The organism is Vibrio sp. SCSIO 43132 (assembly GCF_019904195.1).
GTDB lineage: Bacteria > Pseudomonadota > Gammaproteobacteria > Enterobacterales > Vibrionaceae > Vibrio > Vibrio nigripulchritudo.
Genome location: NZ_CP063200.1, coordinates 1,063,356 through 1,083,624, shown reverse-complemented (window position 1 = coordinate 1,083,624; position 20,269 = coordinate 1,063,356). Strand labels below are relative to the sequence as shown.

The following is a 20,269-nucleotide window of genomic DNA, read 5'->3' as shown; positions in this document are numbered from 1 at the left end:
GGCAATACGGCCATATTTTAGGACGCGAAAAAGCCTGAATCGCGTTCACTTTTGCGTGACGGGCATCACATAAACACCATGAATATATCGTTACAAAACACTATTCCAACTCTTTATTCATTGTAAAAAAATGTTTCCAACAGGCTGAAATTCTGTGGTTTTCATTTACACAGAAGAGTAACATGTCCTTATATTTTGTAAGAGGATACGTTATGACAACTGAAGTACAAGAAAACCAGGTGTGTGAAGCATGCGGTTGCAGTGCCGAGATGGGCTTTATCATTAAAGAGGGTGATGATGTGGCTCAGGTGACCCTTTATGGTGCCGAGGACTCACAACTTGACGCTGAGCTGAATAAGTATGTCAAACTAGCGAAAACGGTTTCTGACGAAGTCCAGCATGAAACTCAGAAGTTGGAAGGAGAATCAGGTTTACAAGTCAGATTCAAATTCACATGCAGCGCCGAAAAGCTGATCTTTGAACTGAAAACTCGCTCGCTAGCCCGTTGAGTTTTTTTGAGTGGCTAACCTAAGGTTAGCCACCTTGATCCAATTGTAACCATCTCAGATCACCGTTGAGTTCGAACTCCTGCTCTTTCTGACAGATCAGATAAATCTCCCCCACCTTAATGACTGATCCTAAGGTGTATGCCTTGTCCTCGTAATAACAAAGTCTCTCGAACAATTTACCATCTGTAATAACAACTGGAGATTTGGGCGTAGAGACAGATTTCGCGTGTGCTACTCCAGATATAACCAAAAGCACGACCAGAACAAAATTTCGCATCTTTATCCTCAAGCTAATGATGACTTCAAGAACTATATACTCAGGCTACCTCAAGGTGCTTCTGATTTCGAAGTAGAGAAGCTTAAACTGAAACAGAAGATAGAGCTCTGAATCCTGTATCTTTAGGAAGTCTGAGTATAGGTTATAGTTCAAAATCCTATACTTATCCTTGATGTAGGCTTACTATCAAAGCAAGGTCACATAACTTCTGGCAAAGGATCAAAGCATGCGTATTGGTATTATTTTGGCTGGTGTTCTTCTGGCAACTGGGGCACAGGCAAAACCACTCGACCAGTATAAAATCCTTAACCACATAGATAACTATGGCAACGTCCATCTTCGCAATACTCACTACACTTCCCTGCCAGATGGAATGAAAGTGAAAGGTAATTTAAACATTGCGAAAACACAGATCGAAAAGTTGCCTAAGGGTTTAGAAATTGGTGGAAGTTTAGACGCGTCAAACAGTCAACTCTCCTTTATCGCTAAAGGAACCCAAATTAAAGGCTATGGGAATTTCCTTGGCTCCCAAATTAAAAAGTGGAACGCAGGCGTAAAGGTAGGAGGCTATCTCAACTTTACCGATACCCCCCTTGAGAATTTACCACCAGGGCTTATCGTTACTGGGGATTTGAGCGTTATCCGCACACCGCTAGAAGAGCTGCCTCAGCCACTCACTGTAGAAGGTGACCTTTATATTGGAGGCTCCAAAATCACCAAGCTCCCAGACGAGCTAACGGTTGATGGAAACATTTACTTGGGTGGCAACCAAATTACCTATTGGCCAAAAGATCTCAAGCTAGGCGGCGCTGTAGCGAGGTAATCGACAAAAACTAAAAAGGAGTGCTATGCACTCCTTTTGTTTAAGACTGATTTGCCACCGGATTGGCGTACATTTGCTTCAGAAACTCATGCGCACCTTCGGGTAGCTCTCTCAACTTACTTTCAAGCGACTCTTTTGCTTTGTCGTCCGACTGCTCACCAGTCTCGGCGGCGTAGTAGTTGATAGGGAAAAGCTTATAGATAGAGTGAATTTGATCGTCGATCTCTTGCGCCAATGCTTCAGGAGTTTCAAAATCATCTTCAATCACTTCGCCGAAGCTAACGTGAACACGTCCTTTGTAACCCACAATACCCTGAATGATACTTTCGATATCTTCAAACTCGCTTTTCTCATACGTGCCCTCTTCTGCCTTGGCGTAAAGCTCTTTCGCTTTAGCGATATCACAAGGGTCGTTTTCGTATGAAATAGCAACAGGTACGATTTTTAGCGTTTTAACGTAGTCTGCAAAAGGCATTTTTTGCTTACGCCCTTCCACATGAAGCATTTTCAAAATCGCTGGGTCGGTTTTGTCATTTCCATCTTTGGCACGCCCTTCTTTCTGAGCGATCCAGATAGAGTTATCCGTATCCAGTGAATGCTTGATATAGGAAGACAACTGACCCAGTGCTTTCATCATTTCACGAGGCGCTTTTGCGCTACGGTTAACAATAAAGCTTTTGTTCAGCTTCATAAGTTCTGTGGCACAAGGCTTCTTAAGCAGATTATCGCCAATCGCAATACGTACTGTTTTGTGTTGATTGCGGTGTAAACCCCAGTTAACCAACGCAGGATCCATCGCGATATCACGGTGATTAGAGATAAAGAGATAAGGCGTGTTTTTGTCCAGTGTTTCTAAACCAGAGTAAGTCACACCATCCGTTGTGGTTTCCAACGTTTTGCGAAGGTACTTTTCCACTTCCATTTGAATGGCATAAACCGAATCCAGTTTTGCCCATTTAAACTTCAGATAGACCTTAACGATCGGACTCATCAGAGCCTTAAACCAAGGAGCATGGTTACTAAAGCGATGTTCTAAAATGGCAGAGATGAACTCTTCGTCGTTGATCAGGCGTTCAATGGCAGCAGGAATTTCGTCATCATTATAAGGACGAATTTCTTTATAAGGATCGGTTTTAGTTGTCATTTAATCTATACGTCAATTAAAAATCCGGCATATTCTACGCGTACTTAGAGAAGTACGCAGCTAATGAATGCGTTTATTGGTTAAGGTCAGACCAGATTATCATCTATTTGTAACAACTTACTGATCCAAACCTTCATTTATAACATTTGTGTCTCATGCAAACAGACAATCGGACACCTATCTAGTTCACCTAATTCTCATTTATTGCAAAACCTTAACCAGCATTACCAAGACTTTTCATTGGCATTTTCATTAAGAAAAGATACTCTTCATACCAGTAAAAATATCCGGAAAACCTTTATGAATTATGCGGTAGAGCATCAAAACACGGTTTATTCATTTCTTGTCACCACTCCCCGAAAAAAACGCATTAAGCATAGCCTGATTTATGTTGATTCAGGGCTGGTATTGGTCAAGTTAGGGAAGAATGAGTACGCTGTCGAGCAGGACAATGCCATCTGGTTGCCGTTTGATTGCCTGACTTCTGTCACCTTTGTCCCAGGTTCACGTGTTACGCAGATCGATTTCTCGGTGAGGTTGCAGGACAAGTTCCCAACACAGGCTGGATTTGTTTCCCTACCTCCGGTCTCAAAAGCCATTCTAGAGAAACTGTCTTCTGCAAACGTGACCGAACAAGACAAGTCAAACCTGCTTGCGGTTGTGCGCGATGAATCCCGCTCACTTCGACCTTTACTGGATATGTCGCCGCTTAGCTTGCAGATTTCGCAATGGAGCGCGGATGAAGAAAGTGAACTGAGCAAAGAATTGTTGCTGGTACTTAGTCTGCGTGAGGCGAAGAAAAAAATGCTGTCGGGAGCCAAGCGTGAATTGGTTATTGATGAGTTTTTTGCAGGAAGAGAAGAAGAGTTCGAGCAGCTAGCAATGTTAGTTATGGGCGAAAGTTTGTAGATAAGCCCACTTCAAATTACCGAGCCGTATAACGCAAAAGTGCCTTTAAAAAGGCACTTCTACTTGAAGCATAACATCGCCAGGTTGCTGATTATGCCAGCGGTAGTCAATTCGCATTCGTGGCTCATCTTCCTTCCGCTCACCTAGCCCCAGACTGAACATAAGACCCGTGGCTTCAAGGCGCTCTGAGTATGTCATATCGTCATACTTCTCTTCATATTCTTCTGGCATCCAGACACCAATACCAAAGTGATTGCTTTCAATGCTGGAAGAAAGAAGCGGGTCGCTACCAGACTGAAGAGACCATTCTTCCCAATAGTCTTCTTGCTTGATAGGAGCGATGATCATATCCGTTACTTCAGATATGCCTGAAGAAAGATTATCGAAGCCTCTCACGATTGACGCACACACACTGTCCTGCTCTTTGTCCACCATCACAATAGATGTGTGGTTCTGCAGTGATTCGCATGCAAATACTGGAATCGAAATGAAACCAAGCATACAAACTAATTTGCAACAACGTTTGGTCATCGATTTGAGCCCTTTAAAAAATACTGGCTATATCTTCTGATACAAATTGTGATTAAGCAAGAAATTATTGACAGAACTGGTAGTTAGAGCTGATACCGATTCATTTTGAGCTAATTTCTCACGAATAAGCGTACTTCTGATCGACACCTTTTCCGGACAAGCCATTACAGTCCACTTTTTAACGATCTCTTCTGAACGGTAAAACTTAGAAAACTGAAAGAAATTATCTGGACCAACGACGAAAGTGATGTCGGCATCCGGATAGATTTCCTGAATTTTAGTCAGCACAGCGAATGTGGTAACACTCTCTCCGGGGACATACATCTCAGCTTCCACAGAGCACAGCTCAAGATTATTTTGAGCTAAATCCGAAATAAACAGTTCAACCATTTGGCAACGAATTTCGAAGTCCACCATTTCCTTACCCCACGCATGAGCGTAGCTTGGAAGCAGTAAAACTTTATCAAAATGAGTCAGTGATTCGATGACACTTTTGTGTCCAAGTGTTGGTGGATTAAATGCGCTACCAAATATTGCAATTTTCATCATAGTCGTCGGATTAAATCGGGCACGTTTTCTTAACCGGAATAGATGCGCGATTCATTCAAATCAGTGTTTAATAATGGAAAGATTGGAGTATGATAAAACAGAATTAACTCTGCTGCATGAAAAGGAAAAATAATGGAACATCAAATCCGTGACGAAATGCGAGTCTTGGCATCTATTGACCCACATTTTGAGATTCAGCGTCGCGTTGATTTTATTAAACGCAAACTTATGGAGTCTGGCTGCAAATCTTTGGTACTGGGTATTAGTGGCGGTGTCGACTCCTCTACTTGTGGAAAGCTTGCACAACTTGCAGTAGACAAGCTTAACGAAGAAACCGGCAGTAATGACTATCAGTTCATCGCCGTTCGTCTGCCATATGGTGTTCAAAAGGACGAAGATGAAGCGCAACTGGCTCTTAGCTTTATCCAGCCAACACATTCTGTCTCTGTGAACATTAAGCAAGGTGTCGATGGTATGCACGCAGCGTCTCATGAAGCCTTAGAGGGTACAGCGCTTATCCCGACCGATGCCGCCAAGGTAGACTTTGTTAAAGGTAACGTAAAAGCTCGTGCTCGTATGGTTGCCCAGTATGAGATCGCAGGTTATGTTGGTGGGTTGGTGTTAGGAACGGATCACTCAGCCGAAAACATCACAGGTTTTTACACGAAGTTTGGTGATGGTGCTTGTGACCTCGCTCCCCTATTTGGTCTGAGTAAACGTCAGGTACGCGAACTGGCCGATACGCTTGGTGCACCAGAAGTTCTGGTTCAGAAAACCCCAACAGCGGATTTGGAAGAACTTGATCCACAGAAAGCCGATGAAGATGCGTTAAACCTCACCTACGACCAAATCGATGACTTCTTGGAAGGGAAGCCTGTTTCAGACGAAGTGAAAAATAAGTTGATTGCAATCTACAAAGCAACGCAACACAAGCGTCAGCCTATCCCAACCATATACGATTAAGATCATTCCTCTTACTTTAGAGGTGATTTAAACGCAAAACAGAGAGCCTTAAGCTCTCTGTTTTCATTTTGGGTTGCTATGTTTAATTCGAATCAACTTCAACATCACCCAGTGGTGTACTGCAACAGGCAGGGATAATGCCGTCTTCTTTGTCACCAGGCATAATGGCAGGCACATCCGGCGTTTCAAACTCGCCACTCACCACTTTTACCCGGCAAGCTCCACACAAACCCGCTCGGCAGCTATTCGCAATATTAATCCCTGCATCTTCCGCCTGCATTAACAGCGGTTTTTGATTGGTGCCAGTAAAAGACTGACCATTAACGGTTATCTGAATGCTTTTTTCTTCAATGGCATTGGGTTTTGCAACTCCAAACGCTTCCTGATGATATAAGCTCTCGTCCAACCCCATCTTGAACAGCAGGCTCTTGGTTTGCGCCATAAAACCATTAGGTCCACAAACAAAAACCTGCCTGGAGTTCAGATCCGGAATTTTCTTGATGTGGCTAAGAGAAAGTCGACCTTTTAAGCCATGCCACGCATCTTCAGGCTGAGTTAAAGAAACCATAACCCGCAGACCTGGGTAGATCATGTTCAGCTTTTCAAGTTCCGATCGACAAGGAATATCTCGCTCAGACCGACACTGATGATAGAAAACGACATTATTGACTTGATCATGGTCAGACAGGTATCTGAGCATCGACAGCATAGGCGTTACGCCACTACCCGCAGAAATCAACAGCAATGGGTTAGTCGCGTTGGTTAGGTGAAATGCGCCGTCTGGTGAGTCAGCCACTAAAGTATCGCCAACCTGAAATCGGTCATGTAACCAGTTAGACACCGCGCCTTCATCGATTCGTTTAACAGAGATCGCATATCGCCCCGGACGGGTCGGGCTGGAAGAGAGCGTGTAACGCCGCGACAACTTACCTGCTGGAGTATCAATTTCTATGGGAAGATGCTGACCTGGAAGATACCCGGGCAAAGTACCTTTGGATGGTTCCAGCCAGAAGGTAATGAAATCTCTGGCTATGGTCTCTCGTTCAACACACGTGAGAATTAACTTCGCTTTAGACTTGTCTTCGTACTCTTCTTTTGGTTTGGTCTCCAAAACTTCTACACAGTCACCCGCTCGAATGATCCCTTCATTTTTTGCGACCAGATTCTGACCAAAAAAGACACCGCCACGCTCGTTTGCCCGGAACTCAGACAATGTTTTTAAAGGCTCTTTGGATTCACGAAAGGTGCCTGTTTTGGTGTTAACCGTTGTTAAAATGCAACGCTCACAAGGTTTAACCGCTTCAAACTCTACTTCACCTATTCGTATGCGCTTCCATCCGTCTTCCGCAAACGGCTCGGTCCCCGAAACGACAAGATTGGTTCGAAACTGGTCCATAGAGTGTTTCTCGCTGCTGCGCGCGTTTAACTCCTCTAACGAACCTTCACTGATAACAAGTAGCGGATAACCGTCAGCAAAGCTCACATTCGTTTTGATCTTTTCACGAAACCTCGCAGACTGTTCACCACAATAAAGTAGCTGCACATCTATCCCAATGACATCGCTAAACCAACGGTTTGCCTCTTGGGAAGTGGATAGTGCTTCAAATTCGTCTTTCCAAACCTGAGTCTGCTGTGGTTTGCGTTCTAAATCATCGTAACGAAGGTGAAAAGATGGAGCGTCCGGATAAGTAAATATGAAGCCATCTGGTTGAAAAGCCGCATGAATATTGACCATGTTTGGGTATTTGCGAGCAGTAACCATGGTGCCGTCAGGGGTTGCAACCATAAATCGACGGTCAAAAGTCAGACCCTGGGATTCCACCCAAGCTTTAGACAGGCTGATACCACCAATGGATTTAACAGGAAATACGTTGATTTGGGATAGTTGAATTGTAGACATCTCTTCTCACTTTCCGTTGCAGGCTTCTTATACCCAAATGCCCTCTAACCACAGGATAAGGGTACTTGGGTATAAGTATTGTTCATTCAAGCTGCTTAAATGAAAGTAAGTTACCGAGAAAAGAAGTTAGTATTCTGTTACACATTGATATTCTTTACAACAATCAATGCATTTAGAAGTATCGCATAACTAAATGAAATTAAGCATTCCATCAAAAAAGGGATGAAACCCACTGCGTTTTTGTCTATCATCCTGTCGCCTAAACGGTTGCGTTTTACACCTCGTGTGAAATTTCTGCTTTTAGGCTCCTGATTTATCTTAACCTGGTGGGAGCTTTCAAATGACAACAATTACTATCACTCGTCCTGACGACTGGCACGTTCACTTGCGCGATGGCGATGTTCTAACAGACACCGTTCGCGATATCAGCCGCTACAATGGCCGAGCTCTGATCATGCCAAACACTATCCCACCTGTAACCGATACAGAAAAAGCCATTGCCTACCGTGAACGTATCATGGCAGCGAAGCCAAGTGAGCAGTTCGAACCATTAATGGCGCTTTACCTTACAGACAACACAACTCCAGATGAAATTCGTAAAGCGAAAGCATCAGGCAAAGTGGTTGCAGCTAAGCTTTACCCAGCGGGAGCGACAACAAACTCCGATTCAGGTGTAACCAACGCAAAGAACATTTACCACGTATTGGAAACCATGCAAGAAGTCGGCATGCTTCTGCTTATTCACGGTGAAGTCACTACTCATGACGTAGACATTTTTGACCGTGAGAAAACGTTCCTGGAAACGGTTCTGGCTCCTATCGTGAACGACTTCCCTAACCTAAAAATCGTTCTTGAGCACATCACAACTGCAGATGCGGCAGAGTTTGTAAAAAATGCAAACGAAAACGTAGCGGCAACCATTACAGCACACCACCTGTTGTTCAACCGCAACCACATGCTGGTTGGCGGTATTAAGCCACATTTCTACTGCCTGCCAATTCTTAAGCGCGGCACCCACCAGCAAGCACTGATTGAAGCGGCAACCAGCGGCAGCAAGAAATTCTTCCTTGGTACAGATTCAGCCCCTCACGCAAAAGGCGCAAAAGAGTCAGCGTGTGGTTGTGCAGGTTCTTACACTGCTCACGCAGCAGTCGAGCTTTACGCCGAGGTTTTTGATCAAGAAGGTAAACTGGAACACCTTGAAGGTTTTGCCAGCCACAACGGCCCTGACTTCTATGGTATCCCTCGTAACTCAGATACCGTGACTCTGGTTAAAGAATCTTGGGACGTGGCAGAAACCATGCCATTTGGCAGCGACATTGTTGTGCCAATCCGTGCTGGCGAACAAATTCAGTGGAAAGTGAAATAGTCACTCAGCTCGATATCGCATAGTAAAGGCTCGTTAGCTCAACGCTCATTCAAAATAATAAAAACCGAGAATAGCCCAAAGCTGTTCTCGGTTTTTTTATTTTTCAGTCGTGTCTATCAGTTCCCTAACAATATCAATCAAGCGGGTAATGATGGGAGCGTGCGTGGAAGATTGGCGGATAAACGCCCCTGCCGGCTTTTTTACAATGGGAGGGTTTGGGTGAAAAATATGGAGGCTTTTGCTGTCTATCACTGGTTTTAGCTGAAAAGGCACAGGCATCACGTAATCCCCCCTTTTCACTAAATCGAATCCAAGATGAAAAGAAGTAGTTTGCAATACAATCCGCGGAGGAGGTAAACCGCGTGAGTGAAAATAACTGCGAACCATCAACTCGTTTTCAGGCGTATCACTGTAAACAATCCATGGAAGTTCGCACAGATCCTTGGCATCCAATGCATCCTTCGTTTCGAGCATCGGATGATCGGAACGGATAACAATTCCCTGCTCTACCTCCAGTAATGGGAAAAACACCACCTGCTCATCATCCTCAAGATACTCGCGGGTGCCAAACATAATGTCTTGAGAACCATTCTTCACCTTTGGCAAGTTAGATGCATTTACCCCTGCCGTCAGGTGAATTCGCGTATTGGGAAACTCTTTCTGCAACTGATCAAAAGCGGGAGCCAGATATCGCAAATGAAACAGAGGTCCCGCCCCTATCTTTACCTCATCTAAATGCCCGTTAGCCAGCAGATGTACTGTTTCATTCGCGTGAAGATAATCTTGCTCTATCCGTCTGGCATAAGGAAGTAAGTGCGTTCCGAACTCGGTAAGCTGAACCCCTCTTGGTAACCGCTCAAACAATTTACACCCATATTGCTCTTCAAGCTGCTGTAACCGCTTGGTGAGCGTAGGCTGCGTGATATGAAGGCGTTCCGCTGCCTGCGTCACATTCAGTGTTTCTGAAACCATCAAGAAAGTCTGAAGATTTTTATCCATTCCTTTTTTCTATACCTAGATACTCTTTTTTTCATTTTTTAAATGTCAGGCAATTCCCTATCCTTTTCAAGTAACATTTTTTTAACAAGGACGATATTAGTAATGCGAACCGTGTTTGTTCTCTTTGATTCTCTTAATCGGGCTGCCCTGGGAAGTTATGGCGGCACTGCGATTTCTACACCGAACTTTGATCGATTTGCGAAACATGCGGTGACATTCGACAAGCACTATGCTGGTTCACTTCCCTGCATGCCCGCGCGCAGAGATATGCATACCGGACGTCTGAATTTTATGCATCGCCCCTGGGGTCCACTGGAACCGTTCGATAACAGTTTTGCTTCGCTTTTGAGTAAGAATGGAGTCTATACCCACATTGTTTCTGACCATCTTCATTACTTTGAAAATGGTGGGTCAGGTTATGTGAATGCCTTTGACAGTTGGGATTTCATTCGAGGACAGGAGTACGACGTCGTTAAAGCCTTGGTTCAGCCCCCAATTGATCGCTTACGTGAGAAATACAACGAACGCCATTACCCTATGGGTAGCCTGGATTCTGGCTCAACCATCACAAGGGAATCGACAGACACCAACGCATGGCGGCGTTCACGCCATGCCATCAACTCCATGTTTATTGAGAACGAAGCAGACTATCCAACTGCAAAATGCTTTCAAAGTGCCATGGAGTTTTTGGCGTTAAACCAGTCTGCTGATAACTGGTTCTTACAGCTTGAGTGTTTCGACCCGCACGAACCGTTCACAGCCCCATCAAGATTCAGAGAATCCTACAAAACAGAATACAAAGGCAAAATACTGGATTGGCCGTTGTACGAAAAAGTCACCGACTCCGCTGAAGATATCGCCGAGATAAGAGCAAATTACGCAGCATTAATCTCCATGTGTGACGAATACTTTGGAAAGCTTCTGGACTGGTTTGATGAAAATCAGGCATGGGGAAATACCGCACTTATTTTAACCACTGATCACGGATTTCTGCTCGGGGAGCACGATTGGTGGGCAAAGAACAAGATGCCCTACTACGAAGAAATTTCGCATATTCCCCTGATGATGTGGCACCCGGATCAATCCTCAGAACCACGAGTAAACCAACTGACGCAAACGGCTGACTTAATGCCAACGCTTCTGGATTTCTACGGGATAACGATACCAGAGGAAGTCACGTCCCACTCGCTCTCGCCACTGATCATGGCAAAGAGCAATTCACGCGAGACGGCCATTCTGGGTATGTTTGCAGGACCAATTTGCGTCACAGACGGGCGATACACCTATTACCGTTTTCCTAAAGATTTGGATGGCGACCCTTTGCATGCGTACACGTTAATGCCGTCTCACATGCATAAGCTCTTTACTGGTCAGGAATTGAAAACAGCCGAGCTGGTTTCTCCTTTCAACTTTACCAAGGGTGTGCCCGTGCTTCAGATTACGCCCAGTCAGGAGAACACTGAAACGGGCATCGAGTGCGTTAAAAACTGGGGTCATCAGGGTTCGTGTCTGTTTGATCTGTCGAACGATCCCAAACAGCTGAATGCTATCGACGACCCTGATGTGACCGAGAGATTGAACATCGCCATCGTCGAACATCTGGAACGGCATGACGCCCCAGAAGATATCTACGAATATTACGGACTTACTGCGCACAGGCAACCAGCATAAAACAGGAATATGCCACGCGCTAAACAGGCAACATTATCACGGAGGATACTTGTTATGTTTGAAAAAATACTGACCGCAGGTGGGCTTGTCGCAATGGCATGCCAAATCAGCTTCGCTAATGCAGCGTTTCCCGACCGCACCATAGAGAATATTTTTCCCTGGTCAGCTGGTACGGCAATGTCTATCAGCCAGATAATTGCTAAAGGGATGGGAGATGAGCTCGGTGTGTCTGTCTCAGTCATATCAACTCCGGGAGCCGCCGGAACAAAAGCCTTTAAAACCGCGATGAATCGTCCTGCGGATGGTTACACCCTGTTTGATGGGTATGTCGCACCGCTCGTCCTTCAACCTATGCTGGGCAACGCCGACTGGAATTACAAAGACTTTAAGCCTTTACACGCTGCCGTTTCGAATGCCTTTTCAATCGGTAGCCGACCGGGAGAAAAGCGTTGGAGCAACTTTGAGGAAATGATGGCTTGGGGAAAAGCCAACCCAGGGAAACTTCGCTATTCCTCGGGGTCTCGAAATAACCTGCCTCATATGGTTATCGCCAAAGTGCTTCAGTCTTATGGCGTTGTCGCTCAGAACATTCCTTATAAAACAGATGGAGATGCACGGAAAGATTTGAAATCTGGAGTGCTGGATTTCTCTTTTATCAATGTAGGAGCATACCTTCAGGACAAAAAGGGCTTCGACATTTTGCTGGTGCTATCAGAGTTGCCCGGAGCAAAAGCCTCCTATGACGGCGCACCAAGTATCACCGATCTGGATATTGATTTAGGGCTTTCTGGGTTAGCCCCCATGGGCTGGACATGGTGGTTAGTGCATAAAGACACGCCAGATGATGTTACTCAAGTACTAAGAACCACAATGAAAGCCACCATGCAAAACGCCGAAATTAGAGCGGCAATCAGTAAAATCGGCTTTGTTCCTCTAGATTGGGACTGGACTGAGTATGAGTCTATTGTCGGTCCTGTTGCTGGTCAGTTAGGCGCGATGGGAAATGCACTAAAATGGGAAGAGGACTCTCTAAAAGCATTAAAGAAATAATGTCTTAACTCAAGGAAGAACAGAATGTTAAAAAGGATTCATGCTGAAATAATGGTCATTGCTTTCTTTGTCGCCTTAACCGCCATTGTATTTCAGCAAATCTATACTTCTATGACTGAGCAGGGAATCGCATCTGGCGGCGCGTATGATAACGCTGCCGCCTATCCTAAAGCTTTGGCGTCACTGATCGTTGTGCTTCTGGTCATCCAAGCTTTCATCTCCAAAGCTACGCGCAGTCAAAGCAGCGGAATACGTTGGCAGGAACTGATCAAACCGAGTGTGTTGATCTGCTTATTTGCTGGGTACTTAATCGGGTTACAGGTCGTTGGCTACCATTTAGCCACTCCTGTGATGCTGGCGAGCATCTTGTTTTTAACGGGTGTTCGTCACATCTGGTCGACGGTCATTTTTGCAGTTGCATCCTCATTACTGTTTGCATTTTTCTTTGAGAAATTTTTAAAAGTCGTCCTCCCCGGAGGGTTATGGCAACTCAATGTGGCTTGGTAATGTATGCTTTTAGAGTCATTAAATGCCGGGGCTGAGTTGTTTCTCTCCCCTCTCACCATTGGTTTAACTCTGTTCGGAATCTTGTTTGGCTTGCTCGTAGGGGCGCTTCCCGGTCTGGGACCACTTATGGGCATTATCCTCATGCTACCAGTGGCGATAGAGCAACCTCCTATTGCAGCAATGGGATTCCTGATAGCGATATTTGTTGGCGGCTCTTGTGGAGGTTCTATCTCCGCGATATTGCTCAGAATACCGGGAACACCACTTGCAGCCGCCACTTTATTTGATGGCTATCCCATGGCGCAGAAAGGCAGAGCCGCAGATGCCATTGGAATCGCCATTTCCGCCAGTGCGATTGGCGGTTTAATTGGCGGTACAGCGCTGATCTTTTTGGCTCCCCTTCTTGCGCAGTTTGCCAGTAACTTTGCTCCGCCAGAGTACACGGCTTTGGCCATTACCGGGCTGGTCTCCATTGTCGTGATATCAGGAGGATCTTTAATTAAAGGGTTACTGTCCGGATGCTTTGGTTTGCTACTCGCGACCATAGGTACAGACGAGTTTTCTACCGGGTATCGGTTCACCTTTGACTCGCACCACATGTTAAATGGTTTCCATATTGTTGCCATCGTTGTCGGTCTTTTTGCGATTTCTGAGATGGCTTTTCAAATCATGGGAAAATCGCTGACAGACCGACCGAACATTCCCGTTGTGAAAGCCAGTTTCTCCTCCCTGCTATTAACATTAAAACGATGGGGAAACCTTATCCGCTCTTCAGCGATAGGGGCGTTTTTTGGCTCTCTGCCGGGTGCTGGCGGTGTCATCAGTTCATTTACGTCCTACGCGGTTGCCAAAGCGACGGCAAAAGATGGAGAGGTTTATGGAGAAGGGGCAGAAGGTGGCGTCGTCGCAACAGAAAGTGCCAACAATGCCACGGTAGGAGGCACATTAGTCCCCTCTCTTGCGTTAGGCATTCCGGGAGATGCGTCTTCAGCAGTTTTGATTGGGGCACTACTTATCCTTGGAATTTTTCCCGGTCCGGGTCTCTTTGAACAACAACCTGAAATCGTTGGCGGCGTTTTCCTTGTTTATCTCGCTTCAAACGTGTTTCTTTTGATTGCAGGGATACTGACCACTCCCCTGTTCGTTTATGTGCTCAGGATTCGAAAATCTCATTTGATTCCTATTGCGCTGCTGATGTGTGCCATAGGCACCTTTGCACTTCAGGCATCGGTATTCGATCTCTGGGTTATGCTGGTCTTTGGGCTGATTGGTATTCTGTTCCGAGCTGCGGATTTTCCTCTCGCCCCGATAGTGATTGGAACCATATTGGGACCACTTCTGGAAAACAACCTGAGAAGGTCTCTGCTGATATCTAATGATGGCTTATGGATATTTCTGGAGCGACCAGTTTCAGCAATACTTCTTGCTATGAATGCGTTATTGATTGTTGGTGCGGTGGTATATGCGATTAAAAAGGCATCCCGTTAATTTTGAATGGCAGTCGCTACGAAAGATCAGCAAACACTAGGATCTGTTGACCTTTCGAGCTGATTTTTGCAGCAATTTGTGGATTCTTTATACAAGGCAGCGCTTATTCGGTGTAGTCGCTCTACATCAATAAGCGGTAACACAGTAAAAAGGAGCCACAAATGCTGCCCGAAGGGTTCGGTTCTATGCGCTTTACTCTTTGTTGCAAGGTATTTGCTTAGAATGACTAAGCTAAAGACCTTGCGCCGCGATTAAAACGCATAGAACTCGAACAAAATTTAACCGCGAAAGGTCAACAGACCCTAACAACTGAGATCGTTGCGTGCATTCCCCTTGTATTGATCGGGGGTGACACCGGCGTAACGCTTAAACATAGTGATGAATGGACTGGCCTGATTGTAGCCCAACATAAAGGCCGTTTCCTTCACCGACTTTCCTTTACGCAGCAACTCCATAGAATGCAAATACCGGATTCTTAGTCGCCACTCAGTGAAACTCATCCCCAACTCACTCTGGCAATGTCGGGCCAAGGTTCGTTCAGTGGTGTGGACTTTGGATGCCCACTCTTTTAAAGACAAATTGTTCGTCGGATCTTCTTCCAACCCTCGCAAAATCGGCGCTAACATTTTTTGGCTGCTTGTCGGCAGAAAGTGCTGCTTTTCCGGAGCCATCGCTAATTGATCAAGTAAAACATCAATCAGGCGTTTGTCCTGCTCAGTTTCTGCGGAAGATACGCCTCGCAAACGAAAGTCTTCAATAATTGCCGTCATGATTGGCGTCACGCCAAGCAAGCAAGTATGGCTTGGCATATGTCGCGTTTTTTCGATACTGACGTTCATTGAACAGTAATCCAGAGGCTTACGGTTGAAGCTATGATGCAACACACCGGCAGGAACCCAGATAGCCAGATTTGGCGGTGCCAGAAAGCGAGTCCCCTCCGCAAAAAGCTCTAGCATCCCACCACGAATAAATTGCAGTTGTCCCCAAATATGAGCATGTTCACGCGTGACCGTATTGGAATTGAACGCGTCGAAGTTCATGTAAACGTCTGAGGGCAATTCGTCGAACGAGATAGCAGGATGAATATTGGTATTAAGTTGTCCACGCATTTGTCTTATCACACAGCAACACTGTCTTTTTAGGGATATGTATTATTATACAGACCTGAGATACTGACAAACCAGTCACTTATTGCGATGGAGTTCACATGTATCACTTGTTTCCATTCTTTACCGTTCTTATATGGAGTGGTAATGCCATCGTAAATAAAATGTCGGCAGATATCGTCGAGCCAAGCGCCATGAGCTTCTATCGCTGGTTGCTCGCGGTTCTTATTCTGTCGCCTTTTTGCTTGAGATACACACTGACAAAAAGGAAAATTATTCTGCCCTATATACCCAAACTTCTTGTTTTGGCGCTTCTTGGGATGGTTCTCAATCAGTCACTTGGCTACTATGCTGCGCAGACAACTTCTGTGTCTAACATGGCGTTGATTACCTCACTTGTTCCTCTGATTAGCATCTTCCTGAGCGTTCCTCTTCTGAGGAAAAAAGTCTCTTTTCTTAGTGTCGTGGGCGCAGCGATCTCCCTGTTTGGTCTGGCATTTATGCTGGGGCAAGGAGACGTACTCTATATATTCCAGCAAGCCATCACCGAAGGCGACTTACTTATGGTTCTTGCGGCTATAGTTTACGCCCTTTACTGCGTGCTGGTTAAAAAGTGGAAAATGCCCTTCGGTAATTTGCAGTTCATTTACCTTCAGGGAGTACTTGCCGTCGCTATGCTGGCACCTCTCTGGCTCAGTAGTGAAAACCTGACACCCGTTGACGAAGCGTTGCCACTTATCGCGTATGCTGGGTTTGGTGCTTCTGTGATTGCCCCATGGCTTTGGGTGAAAGCAATTGACTTTCTCGGCGCCGATACGTCTGCGATGTTCCTGAATTTACTTCCTGTCCTTGCTGTCGCCTTAGCCGCAGCGCTTCTGGATGAAACCATTCAACTGTTCCATTTAATCGGCGGTTTGTTTGTCATATCAGGTGTCATGATGGCTCAGTTTAAGCGTAAGCCAGCGGTCACCACGCCAGTGGTGGACTGACCACCCGGTTCAAAATCACAAGAAAATCACTTCCAAAAAAGCTCATTCACTTTAGTTTTCAGGCAAGTTTTTTGATGATTCAATCAAATACGCTTGTACTAACAGACATAAACCTAGTAATTACAAATAGATAGAATACAAATAGTTACTAAAATGTAATTTGTTAACTAATTGAAATTCAATCACATTGTGTCGCCCTCGTTGCTTGATTTCGCACCAAAACAAACTAACTTTAATAGAAACAACAAACAACGAAAGGCATTCGCAATGAAAACGTTACAGTCGGTTTGGACAGGCGAGCAATGGAAAGGTCTGGAGGATATAAAAGCTCTGGACAGCGAAAACACGCTCGCTTTGCTCTTTGGCTCATTGGATTCCAGCCAGGAAGCAATAAAACGTTTACGCGAAGCGATGCCGAATACCTTGCTTACAGGGTGCACAACCGCTGGTGAAGTCTCCGGTCTTCAGGTGCACGAAAATGCTCTTGTCGCCACTTTTGTCTGTTTCGAAAAAACGCCTATCCGAATGTTGAGGTTACGCATCACCGACGAACATGCCGATCAAAAAGATGTCGGTATTCAAATGGCGAAGCAGTTGATGGAAACTGACAACCTAAAACACATTCTGGTTTTGAGTGACGGTTTACACGTAAACGGCTGCCAGCTTACCGAAGGGTTCGAATGCGCAGTGCCAGACCATATTAAAGTGACCGGTGGTCTGGCTGGCGACAACGAAGCATTCGAAAAAACCTTGGTGCTTTATCAGGACGAAGTGGAAGAGAAACAGGTGGTGGCGGTGGGCTTTTACGGAGATGCAATCTCGGTCAGCTACGGTTCTCGGGGTGGCTGGAGCTCATTCGGATTGCAGAGAAAGATTACTCATTCTGAAGACAATGTGCTTTACGAACTGGATGACGAAAACGCCCTGGATATCTACAAAAGTTACCTCGGCGAACTTGCTTGCGAGCTGCCCGCTAGCGGATTAAGGTTCCCACTTGAGATTACTGAACCGACTAAATCCACTAAGCTGGTTCGAACCTTATTAGGTATTGATGAAACCACAGGTTCTATCACCTTCGCGGGTAATGTACCAAGAGGAGCAACAGCAATGCTCATGAGGGCAAATGTCGATTCCTTGATCGACGGAGCGCAGGACGCAGCCGAAGTATGCCGTGATCAATTAGACGGCAGCCCCCAGTTCGCCATTCTTATTAGTTGTGTTGGAAGAAAGCTGCTGCTCAAGCAGTTGGTGGAAGACGAAATCGAAGTCGTAAACGAAGAGCTCGGTGACCAGACTCTTCTATGCGGTTTCTATTCCTATGGAGAGATCGCCCCCTATGACAAAAATTTTCCTTCCGAACTGCACAATCAGACGATGACCATCACAGCGTTTTCGGAATCGTGATATGCATAGACTGCTGAAACGCCAACTGCGCAAAGCTTTCCCAGACGGTGTCCCTGAAGAAGGAGACACCCTAGATGCAAAACAGCTTCAGAAATTCATTGAACTGGTCAATCAGGGCTATCAGTCGATGGCAGAACAACTGACCATTACCGAGCGTTCACTCGATTTAAGTTGCACAGAACTCACGAAACGAAACAACACACTCAGCCTCATTCTGGATGCGTTACCAGATATGAGCTTTTGGATAGACAAAGAAGGTTTGGTGCGTGATATCAGACCCGGAAACTTCCCTTCTTCCTTTATCTCTTCTGAGGAAAACTTTAAAGAACTGGAAGAAGTCAGCATAGTAAAAAGTTCTCCTGAGTTAGCCAATTTTCTGAAAAATTATCAGACCAAAGACAAGTACGTTGCAGAACTTAACCTGTATGCCAACCAGACCCAATATCAAGTAAAAGCCAGACTGACAGCGATCAGCCATAATCGCTGGTTGCTGGTGCTGCGCGACATTTCACTCAGCAAACAACTTGAAATGCTGCAAAAACAACGTCTTGAACAGATACAAAAAGCACAGAAACAGTTGCAGGGTTTGGTGAATGCCGCACCTATGGGTATTGTGATTTGTAACCCTAACCAAGAAATCATCATGGTCAATCAATACATCAGCCATGTCTTTGATAAGCCCAAGCGTGAGTTTCTTGGGCTGAACCCTTCAGAACTGGTGTCGAGCAAGCATCATCTTACTTTACAAGCGAACATCAACGATGTGTTACAGAATCAGGAAGAGGAGTATAACCGTAGACTGGATATCGTTCTTACCCTCCCTTCTGATGAATACATGCAAGCAGAAATCGCGCTAAGCACATTGATGTTCGAAGACCAACTATTGCTTATTATGTCCATTTCCGACATCAGCGAACGCAAGCAGTTGGAAAAGCAGTTACGAATTCTTGCGGCTACCGATCCACTCACTGGTGCTTATAACCGGCGCAGTTTCAACGACTTTACTGAACGTGCCATCGGTACCTGCCAACATATGAAATCACCACTTTCCCTAATCATTCTGGATATCGATTTCTTCAAGAAAATCAATGATACCTATGGTCATGCCGCTGGTGATGAGGTGTTAATTTCAGTGGTTGAAAAGATAAGTGAAGTAACAAGGGATACCGACATTCTGGGTCGCTTAGGTGGGGAAGAATTCGCTGTTGCCCTTCCCAATGCCACACTCGAACTGGCGAATGATGTCGCAGAACGGATCCGGGAAGGTATTGAGAATATGGTGGTCACTAACGGAACCCAGAATATCCAATTAACCGTTAGCCTTGGAGTGGTCACGCTTACCGACAGTATGCTGAATAATCCACTGGAAATGGCCATCAATTCCGCTGATGAATATCTGTACTTTGCCAAGGAACACGGCAGAAATCGGGTGATTAACAGCGAGCAGTACAGCAAACTGACGAGCTAGCCGTCAGCTCGCGTGAATCAGTCTTTCAATTCCTGATGCAGTCTCAGGTTCTTCGCAAAGCAAACATTTCTCGCCATTTCAGTAAAGCCAACAGCTTTATGGCATGCAATACTCGCATGGTTGTTGATGTCAGAATCGCTGGCCAGCCACTGATAGCCTTGACGCTGTGCCCAACTTTCAGCTTGACGCAACAGCAGTTTACCGAAACCCTTACCGCGATATTCTGAATCAATAAACCACCCTTCTACATAAGGTACACCGCGGGCATCAATGCCTTCTGCATGGCTACGGATATTGAGTTCAATAAAGCCAACTACCTCGTCATTTTCATTATCAAGAACAAAGACTTCGACAATATGAACACTCGACAAATCAAAAAATGACTCGATATCCAATTTGTGTGCTGAAAGTTCATCAGGCCACAGGGCATTTCGTAGTTTCGCCCAGTCTTCTTTGTCTTTTCTCTCTGCTCGTCTGACTATCACTTTTTATCCTTATTTAAAGCCTGAAGTTTGCTGACCAAATATGTATGTTTTTTAATCATAGTCGTAAATCAGGGCATTGGAATGCATATATACCTTTACAAGTTCTATAAAGTGCCAAAAGCGAGTTT

At 45.3% G+C, this 20,269-nt stretch carries 20 protein-coding genes; 12 read left to right on the top strand and 8 right to left on the bottom strand.

Annotated features, from left to right (window positions below; all coding sequences use genetic code 11):
- The first annotated feature begins 212 nt into the window (after positions 1-212).
- The gene (locus INR79_RS23020) at positions 213-509 is read left to right on the top strand and encodes a YfcZ/YiiS family protein (protein ID WP_223100211.1); all 297 of its coding nucleotides are present in this window, start codon (positions 213-215) and stop codon (positions 507-509) included.
- 25 nt (positions 510-534) lie between these two features.
- On the opposite strand, the gene INR79_RS23015 is transcribed toward INR79_RS23020, so the two are convergent.
- The gene (locus INR79_RS23015; protein ID WP_004398297.1) at positions 535-786 is read right to left on the bottom strand and encodes a YnjH family protein; all 252 of its coding nucleotides are present in this window, start codon (positions 784-786) and stop codon (positions 535-537) included.
- Positions 787-1,012: 226 nt separating this feature from the next.
- On the opposite strand from INR79_RS23015, the gene INR79_RS23010 reads away from it, so the two are divergent.
- Complete coding sequence (locus tag INR79_RS23010) at positions 1,013-1,609, top strand: hypothetical protein (RefSeq protein WP_022594143.1); 597 nt, start codon at positions 1,013-1,015, stop codon at positions 1,607-1,609.
- A 40-nt stretch (positions 1,610-1,649) separates the two neighbouring features.
- On the opposite strand, the gene INR79_RS23005 is transcribed toward INR79_RS23010, so the two are convergent.
- On the bottom strand, positions 1,650-2,753 hold the full coding sequence (locus tag INR79_RS23005; RefSeq protein WP_004398295.1) for a lysophospholipid acyltransferase family protein: 1,104 nt from the start codon (positions 2,751-2,753) through the stop codon (positions 1,650-1,652).
- A 300-nt stretch (positions 2,754-3,053) separates the two neighbouring features.
- Here INR79_RS23005 and INR79_RS23000 point away from each other — a divergent pair, with 300 nt between their 5' ends.
- Positions 3,054-3,662 carry a hypothetical protein gene (locus INR79_RS23000; protein WP_045966944.1) on the top strand — a complete coding sequence of 203 codons (609 nt, stop codon included), beginning with the start codon at positions 3,054-3,056 and terminating at the stop codon, positions 3,660-3,662.
- Positions 3,663-3,707: 45 nt separating this feature from the next.
- Here the strand turns inward: INR79_RS23000 and INR79_RS22995 are convergent, their stop codons facing one another.
- Both INR79_RS22995 and INR79_RS22990 read right to left on the bottom strand, forming a co-directional pair.
- A complete protein-coding gene (locus INR79_RS22995; protein ID WP_022561223.1) occupies positions 3,708-4,163 on the bottom strand; it encodes a hypothetical protein in 456 nt (151 codons plus the stop codon).
- 57 nt (positions 4,164-4,220) lie between these two features.
- The gene (locus tag INR79_RS22990) at positions 4,221-4,742 is read right to left on the bottom strand and encodes a nicotinate-nicotinamide nucleotide adenylyltransferase (RefSeq protein WP_223100209.1); all 522 of its coding nucleotides are present in this window, start codon (positions 4,740-4,742) and stop codon (positions 4,221-4,223) included.
- Between the two features lie 132 nt (positions 4,743-4,874).
- Between INR79_RS22990 and nadE the strand changes: the two genes are divergently transcribed.
- Positions 4,875-5,705, top strand: a complete 831-nt coding sequence (gene nadE / locus INR79_RS22985; RefSeq protein ID WP_223100207.1) for an ammonia-dependent NAD(+) synthetase — start codon at positions 4,875-4,877, stop codon at positions 5,703-5,705.
- An 82-nt stretch (positions 5,706-5,787) separates the two neighbouring features.
- On the opposite strand, the gene INR79_RS22980 is transcribed toward nadE, so the two are convergent.
- Positions 5,788-7,605, bottom strand: a complete 1,818-nt coding sequence (locus INR79_RS22980; protein ID WP_223100205.1) for a hybrid-cluster NAD(P)-dependent oxidoreductase — start codon at positions 7,603-7,605, stop codon at positions 5,788-5,790.
- Between the two features lie 340 nt (positions 7,606-7,945).
- Between INR79_RS22980 and pyrC the strand changes: the two genes are divergently transcribed.
- Positions 7,946-8,974, top strand: coding sequence for a dihydroorotase (pyrC, locus tag INR79_RS22975; RefSeq protein WP_004401033.1), 1,029 nt, complete (start codon positions 7,946-7,948; stop codon positions 8,972-8,974).
- 96 nt (positions 8,975-9,070) lie between these two features.
- Here the strand turns inward: pyrC and INR79_RS22970 are convergent, their stop codons facing one another.
- Positions 9,071-9,973 (bottom strand): LysR family transcriptional regulator, encoded by a 903-nt coding sequence (locus INR79_RS22970; RefSeq protein ID WP_004401034.1) that lies wholly within the window; start codon positions 9,971-9,973, stop codon positions 9,071-9,073.
- Positions 9,974-10,075: 102 nt separating this feature from the next.
- On the opposite strand from INR79_RS22970, the gene INR79_RS22965 reads away from it, so the two are divergent.
- The 4 genes from INR79_RS22965 to INR79_RS22950 are packed head-to-tail and all read left to right on the top strand — an operon-like array spanning position 10,076 to position 14,689.
- Entirely contained in the window at positions 10,076-11,644 is a 1,569-nt protein-coding gene (locus INR79_RS22965) for a sulfatase (protein WP_223100203.1), read from the top strand.
- A gap of 54 nt (positions 11,645-11,698) precedes the next feature.
- Positions 11,699-12,694, top strand: coding sequence for a Bug family tripartite tricarboxylate transporter substrate binding protein (locus INR79_RS22960; protein WP_223100201.1), 996 nt, complete (start codon positions 11,699-11,701; stop codon positions 12,692-12,694).
- A gap of 24 nt (positions 12,695-12,718) precedes the next feature.
- A complete protein-coding gene (locus tag INR79_RS22955; RefSeq protein ID WP_223100199.1) occupies positions 12,719-13,201 on the top strand; it encodes a tripartite tricarboxylate transporter TctB family protein in 483 nt (160 codons plus the stop codon).
- Between the two features lie 3 nt (positions 13,202-13,204).
- Positions 13,205-14,689 (top strand): tripartite tricarboxylate transporter permease, encoded by a 1,485-nt coding sequence (locus INR79_RS22950; RefSeq protein ID WP_223100196.1) that lies wholly within the window; start codon positions 13,205-13,207, stop codon positions 14,687-14,689.
- Positions 14,690-14,991: 302 nt separating this feature from the next.
- Here INR79_RS22950 and INR79_RS22945 read toward each other — a convergent pair whose 3' ends face one another.
- On the bottom strand, positions 14,992-15,798 hold the full coding sequence (locus INR79_RS22945; protein WP_022561214.1) for an AraC family transcriptional regulator: 807 nt from the start codon (positions 15,796-15,798) through the stop codon (positions 14,992-14,994).
- 98 nt (positions 15,799-15,896) lie between these two features.
- Between INR79_RS22945 and INR79_RS22940 the strand changes: the two genes are divergently transcribed.
- The 3 genes from INR79_RS22940 (at position 15,897) to INR79_RS22930 (ending at position 19,656) form a co-directional block, all read left to right on the top strand.
- Positions 15,897-16,784 (top strand): DMT family transporter, encoded by an 888-nt coding sequence (locus INR79_RS22940; RefSeq protein WP_223100194.1) that lies wholly within the window; start codon positions 15,897-15,899, stop codon positions 16,782-16,784.
- 267 nt (positions 16,785-17,051) lie between these two features.
- Positions 17,052-18,188, top strand: a complete 1,137-nt coding sequence (locus INR79_RS22935; protein WP_223100192.1) for an FIST signal transduction protein — start codon at positions 17,052-17,054, stop codon at positions 18,186-18,188.
- A gap of 1 nt (position 18,189) precedes the next feature.
- A complete protein-coding gene (locus INR79_RS22930; RefSeq protein WP_223100190.1) occupies positions 18,190-19,656 on the top strand; it encodes a sensor domain-containing diguanylate cyclase in 1,467 nt (488 codons plus the stop codon).
- A 17-nt stretch (positions 19,657-19,673) separates the two neighbouring features.
- On the opposite strand, the gene INR79_RS22925 is transcribed toward INR79_RS22930, so the two are convergent.
- Positions 19,674-20,141 carry a GNAT family N-acetyltransferase gene (locus tag INR79_RS22925; RefSeq protein WP_004400621.1) on the bottom strand — a complete coding sequence of 156 codons (468 nt, stop codon included), beginning with the start codon at positions 20,139-20,141 and terminating at the stop codon, positions 19,674-19,676.
- Between the last annotated feature and the right edge of the window lie 128 nt (positions 20,142-20,269).

Bases quoted from the DNA above. Each gene is read 5' to 3' on its own strand.
- INR79_RS22955 (WP_223100199.1), top strand. From the start codon at position 12,719: ATGTTAAAAAGGATTCATGCTGAAATAATGGTCATTGCTTTCTTTGTC.
- INR79_RS23005 (WP_004398295.1), bottom strand. From the start codon at position 2,753: ATGACAACTAAAACCGATCCTTATAAAGAAATTCGTCCTTATAATGAT.
- INR79_RS23020 (WP_223100211.1), top strand. From the start codon at position 213: ATGACAACTGAAGTACAAGAAAACCAGGTGTGTGAAGCATGCGGTTGC.
- INR79_RS22980 (WP_223100205.1), bottom strand. From the start codon at position 7,605: ATGTCTACAATTCAACTATCCCAAATCAACGTATTTCCTGTTAAATCC.
- nadE (WP_223100207.1), top strand. From the start codon at position 4,875: ATGGAACATCAAATCCGTGACGAAATGCGAGTCTTGGCATCTATTGAC.
- INR79_RS23000 (WP_045966944.1), top strand. From the start codon at position 3,054: ATGAATTATGCGGTAGAGCATCAAAACACGGTTTATTCATTTCTTGTC.
- pyrC (WP_004401033.1), top strand. From the start codon at position 7,946: ATGACAACAATTACTATCACTCGTCCTGACGACTGGCACGTTCACTTG.
- INR79_RS22930 (WP_223100190.1), top strand. From the start codon at position 18,190: ATGCATAGACTGCTGAAACGCCAACTGCGCAAAGCTTTCCCAGACGGT.
- INR79_RS22995 (WP_022561223.1), bottom strand. From the start codon at position 4,163: ATGCTTGGTTTCATTTCGATTCCAGTATTTGCATGCGAATCACTGCAG.
- INR79_RS22970 (WP_004401034.1), bottom strand. From the start codon at position 9,973: ATGGATAAAAATCTTCAGACTTTCTTGATGGTTTCAGAAACACTGAAT.
- INR79_RS23015 (WP_004398297.1), bottom strand. From the start codon at position 786: ATGCGAAATTTTGTTCTGGTCGTGCTTTTGGTTATATCTGGAGTAGCA.
- INR79_RS22945 (WP_022561214.1), bottom strand. From the start codon at position 15,798: ATGCGTGGACAACTTAATACCAATATTCATCCTGCTATCTCGTTCGAC.
- INR79_RS22935 (WP_223100192.1), top strand. From the start codon at position 17,052: ATGAAAACGTTACAGTCGGTTTGGACAGGCGAGCAATGGAAAGGTCTG.
- INR79_RS22940 (WP_223100194.1), top strand. From the start codon at position 15,897: ATGTATCACTTGTTTCCATTCTTTACCGTTCTTATATGGAGTGGTAAT.
- INR79_RS22990 (WP_223100209.1), bottom strand. From the start codon at position 4,742: ATGATGAAAATTGCAATATTTGGTAGCGCATTTAATCCACCAACACTT.
- INR79_RS22950 (WP_223100196.1), top strand. From the start codon at position 13,205: ATGCTTTTAGAGTCATTAAATGCCGGGGCTGAGTTGTTTCTCTCCCCT.
- INR79_RS22965 (WP_223100203.1), top strand. From the start codon at position 10,076: ATGCGAACCGTGTTTGTTCTCTTTGATTCTCTTAATCGGGCTGCCCTG.
- INR79_RS22960 (WP_223100201.1), top strand. From the start codon at position 11,699: ATGTTTGAAAAAATACTGACCGCAGGTGGGCTTGTCGCAATGGCATGC.
- INR79_RS23010 (WP_022594143.1), top strand. From the start codon at position 1,013: ATGCGTATTGGTATTATTTTGGCTGGTGTTCTTCTGGCAACTGGGGCA.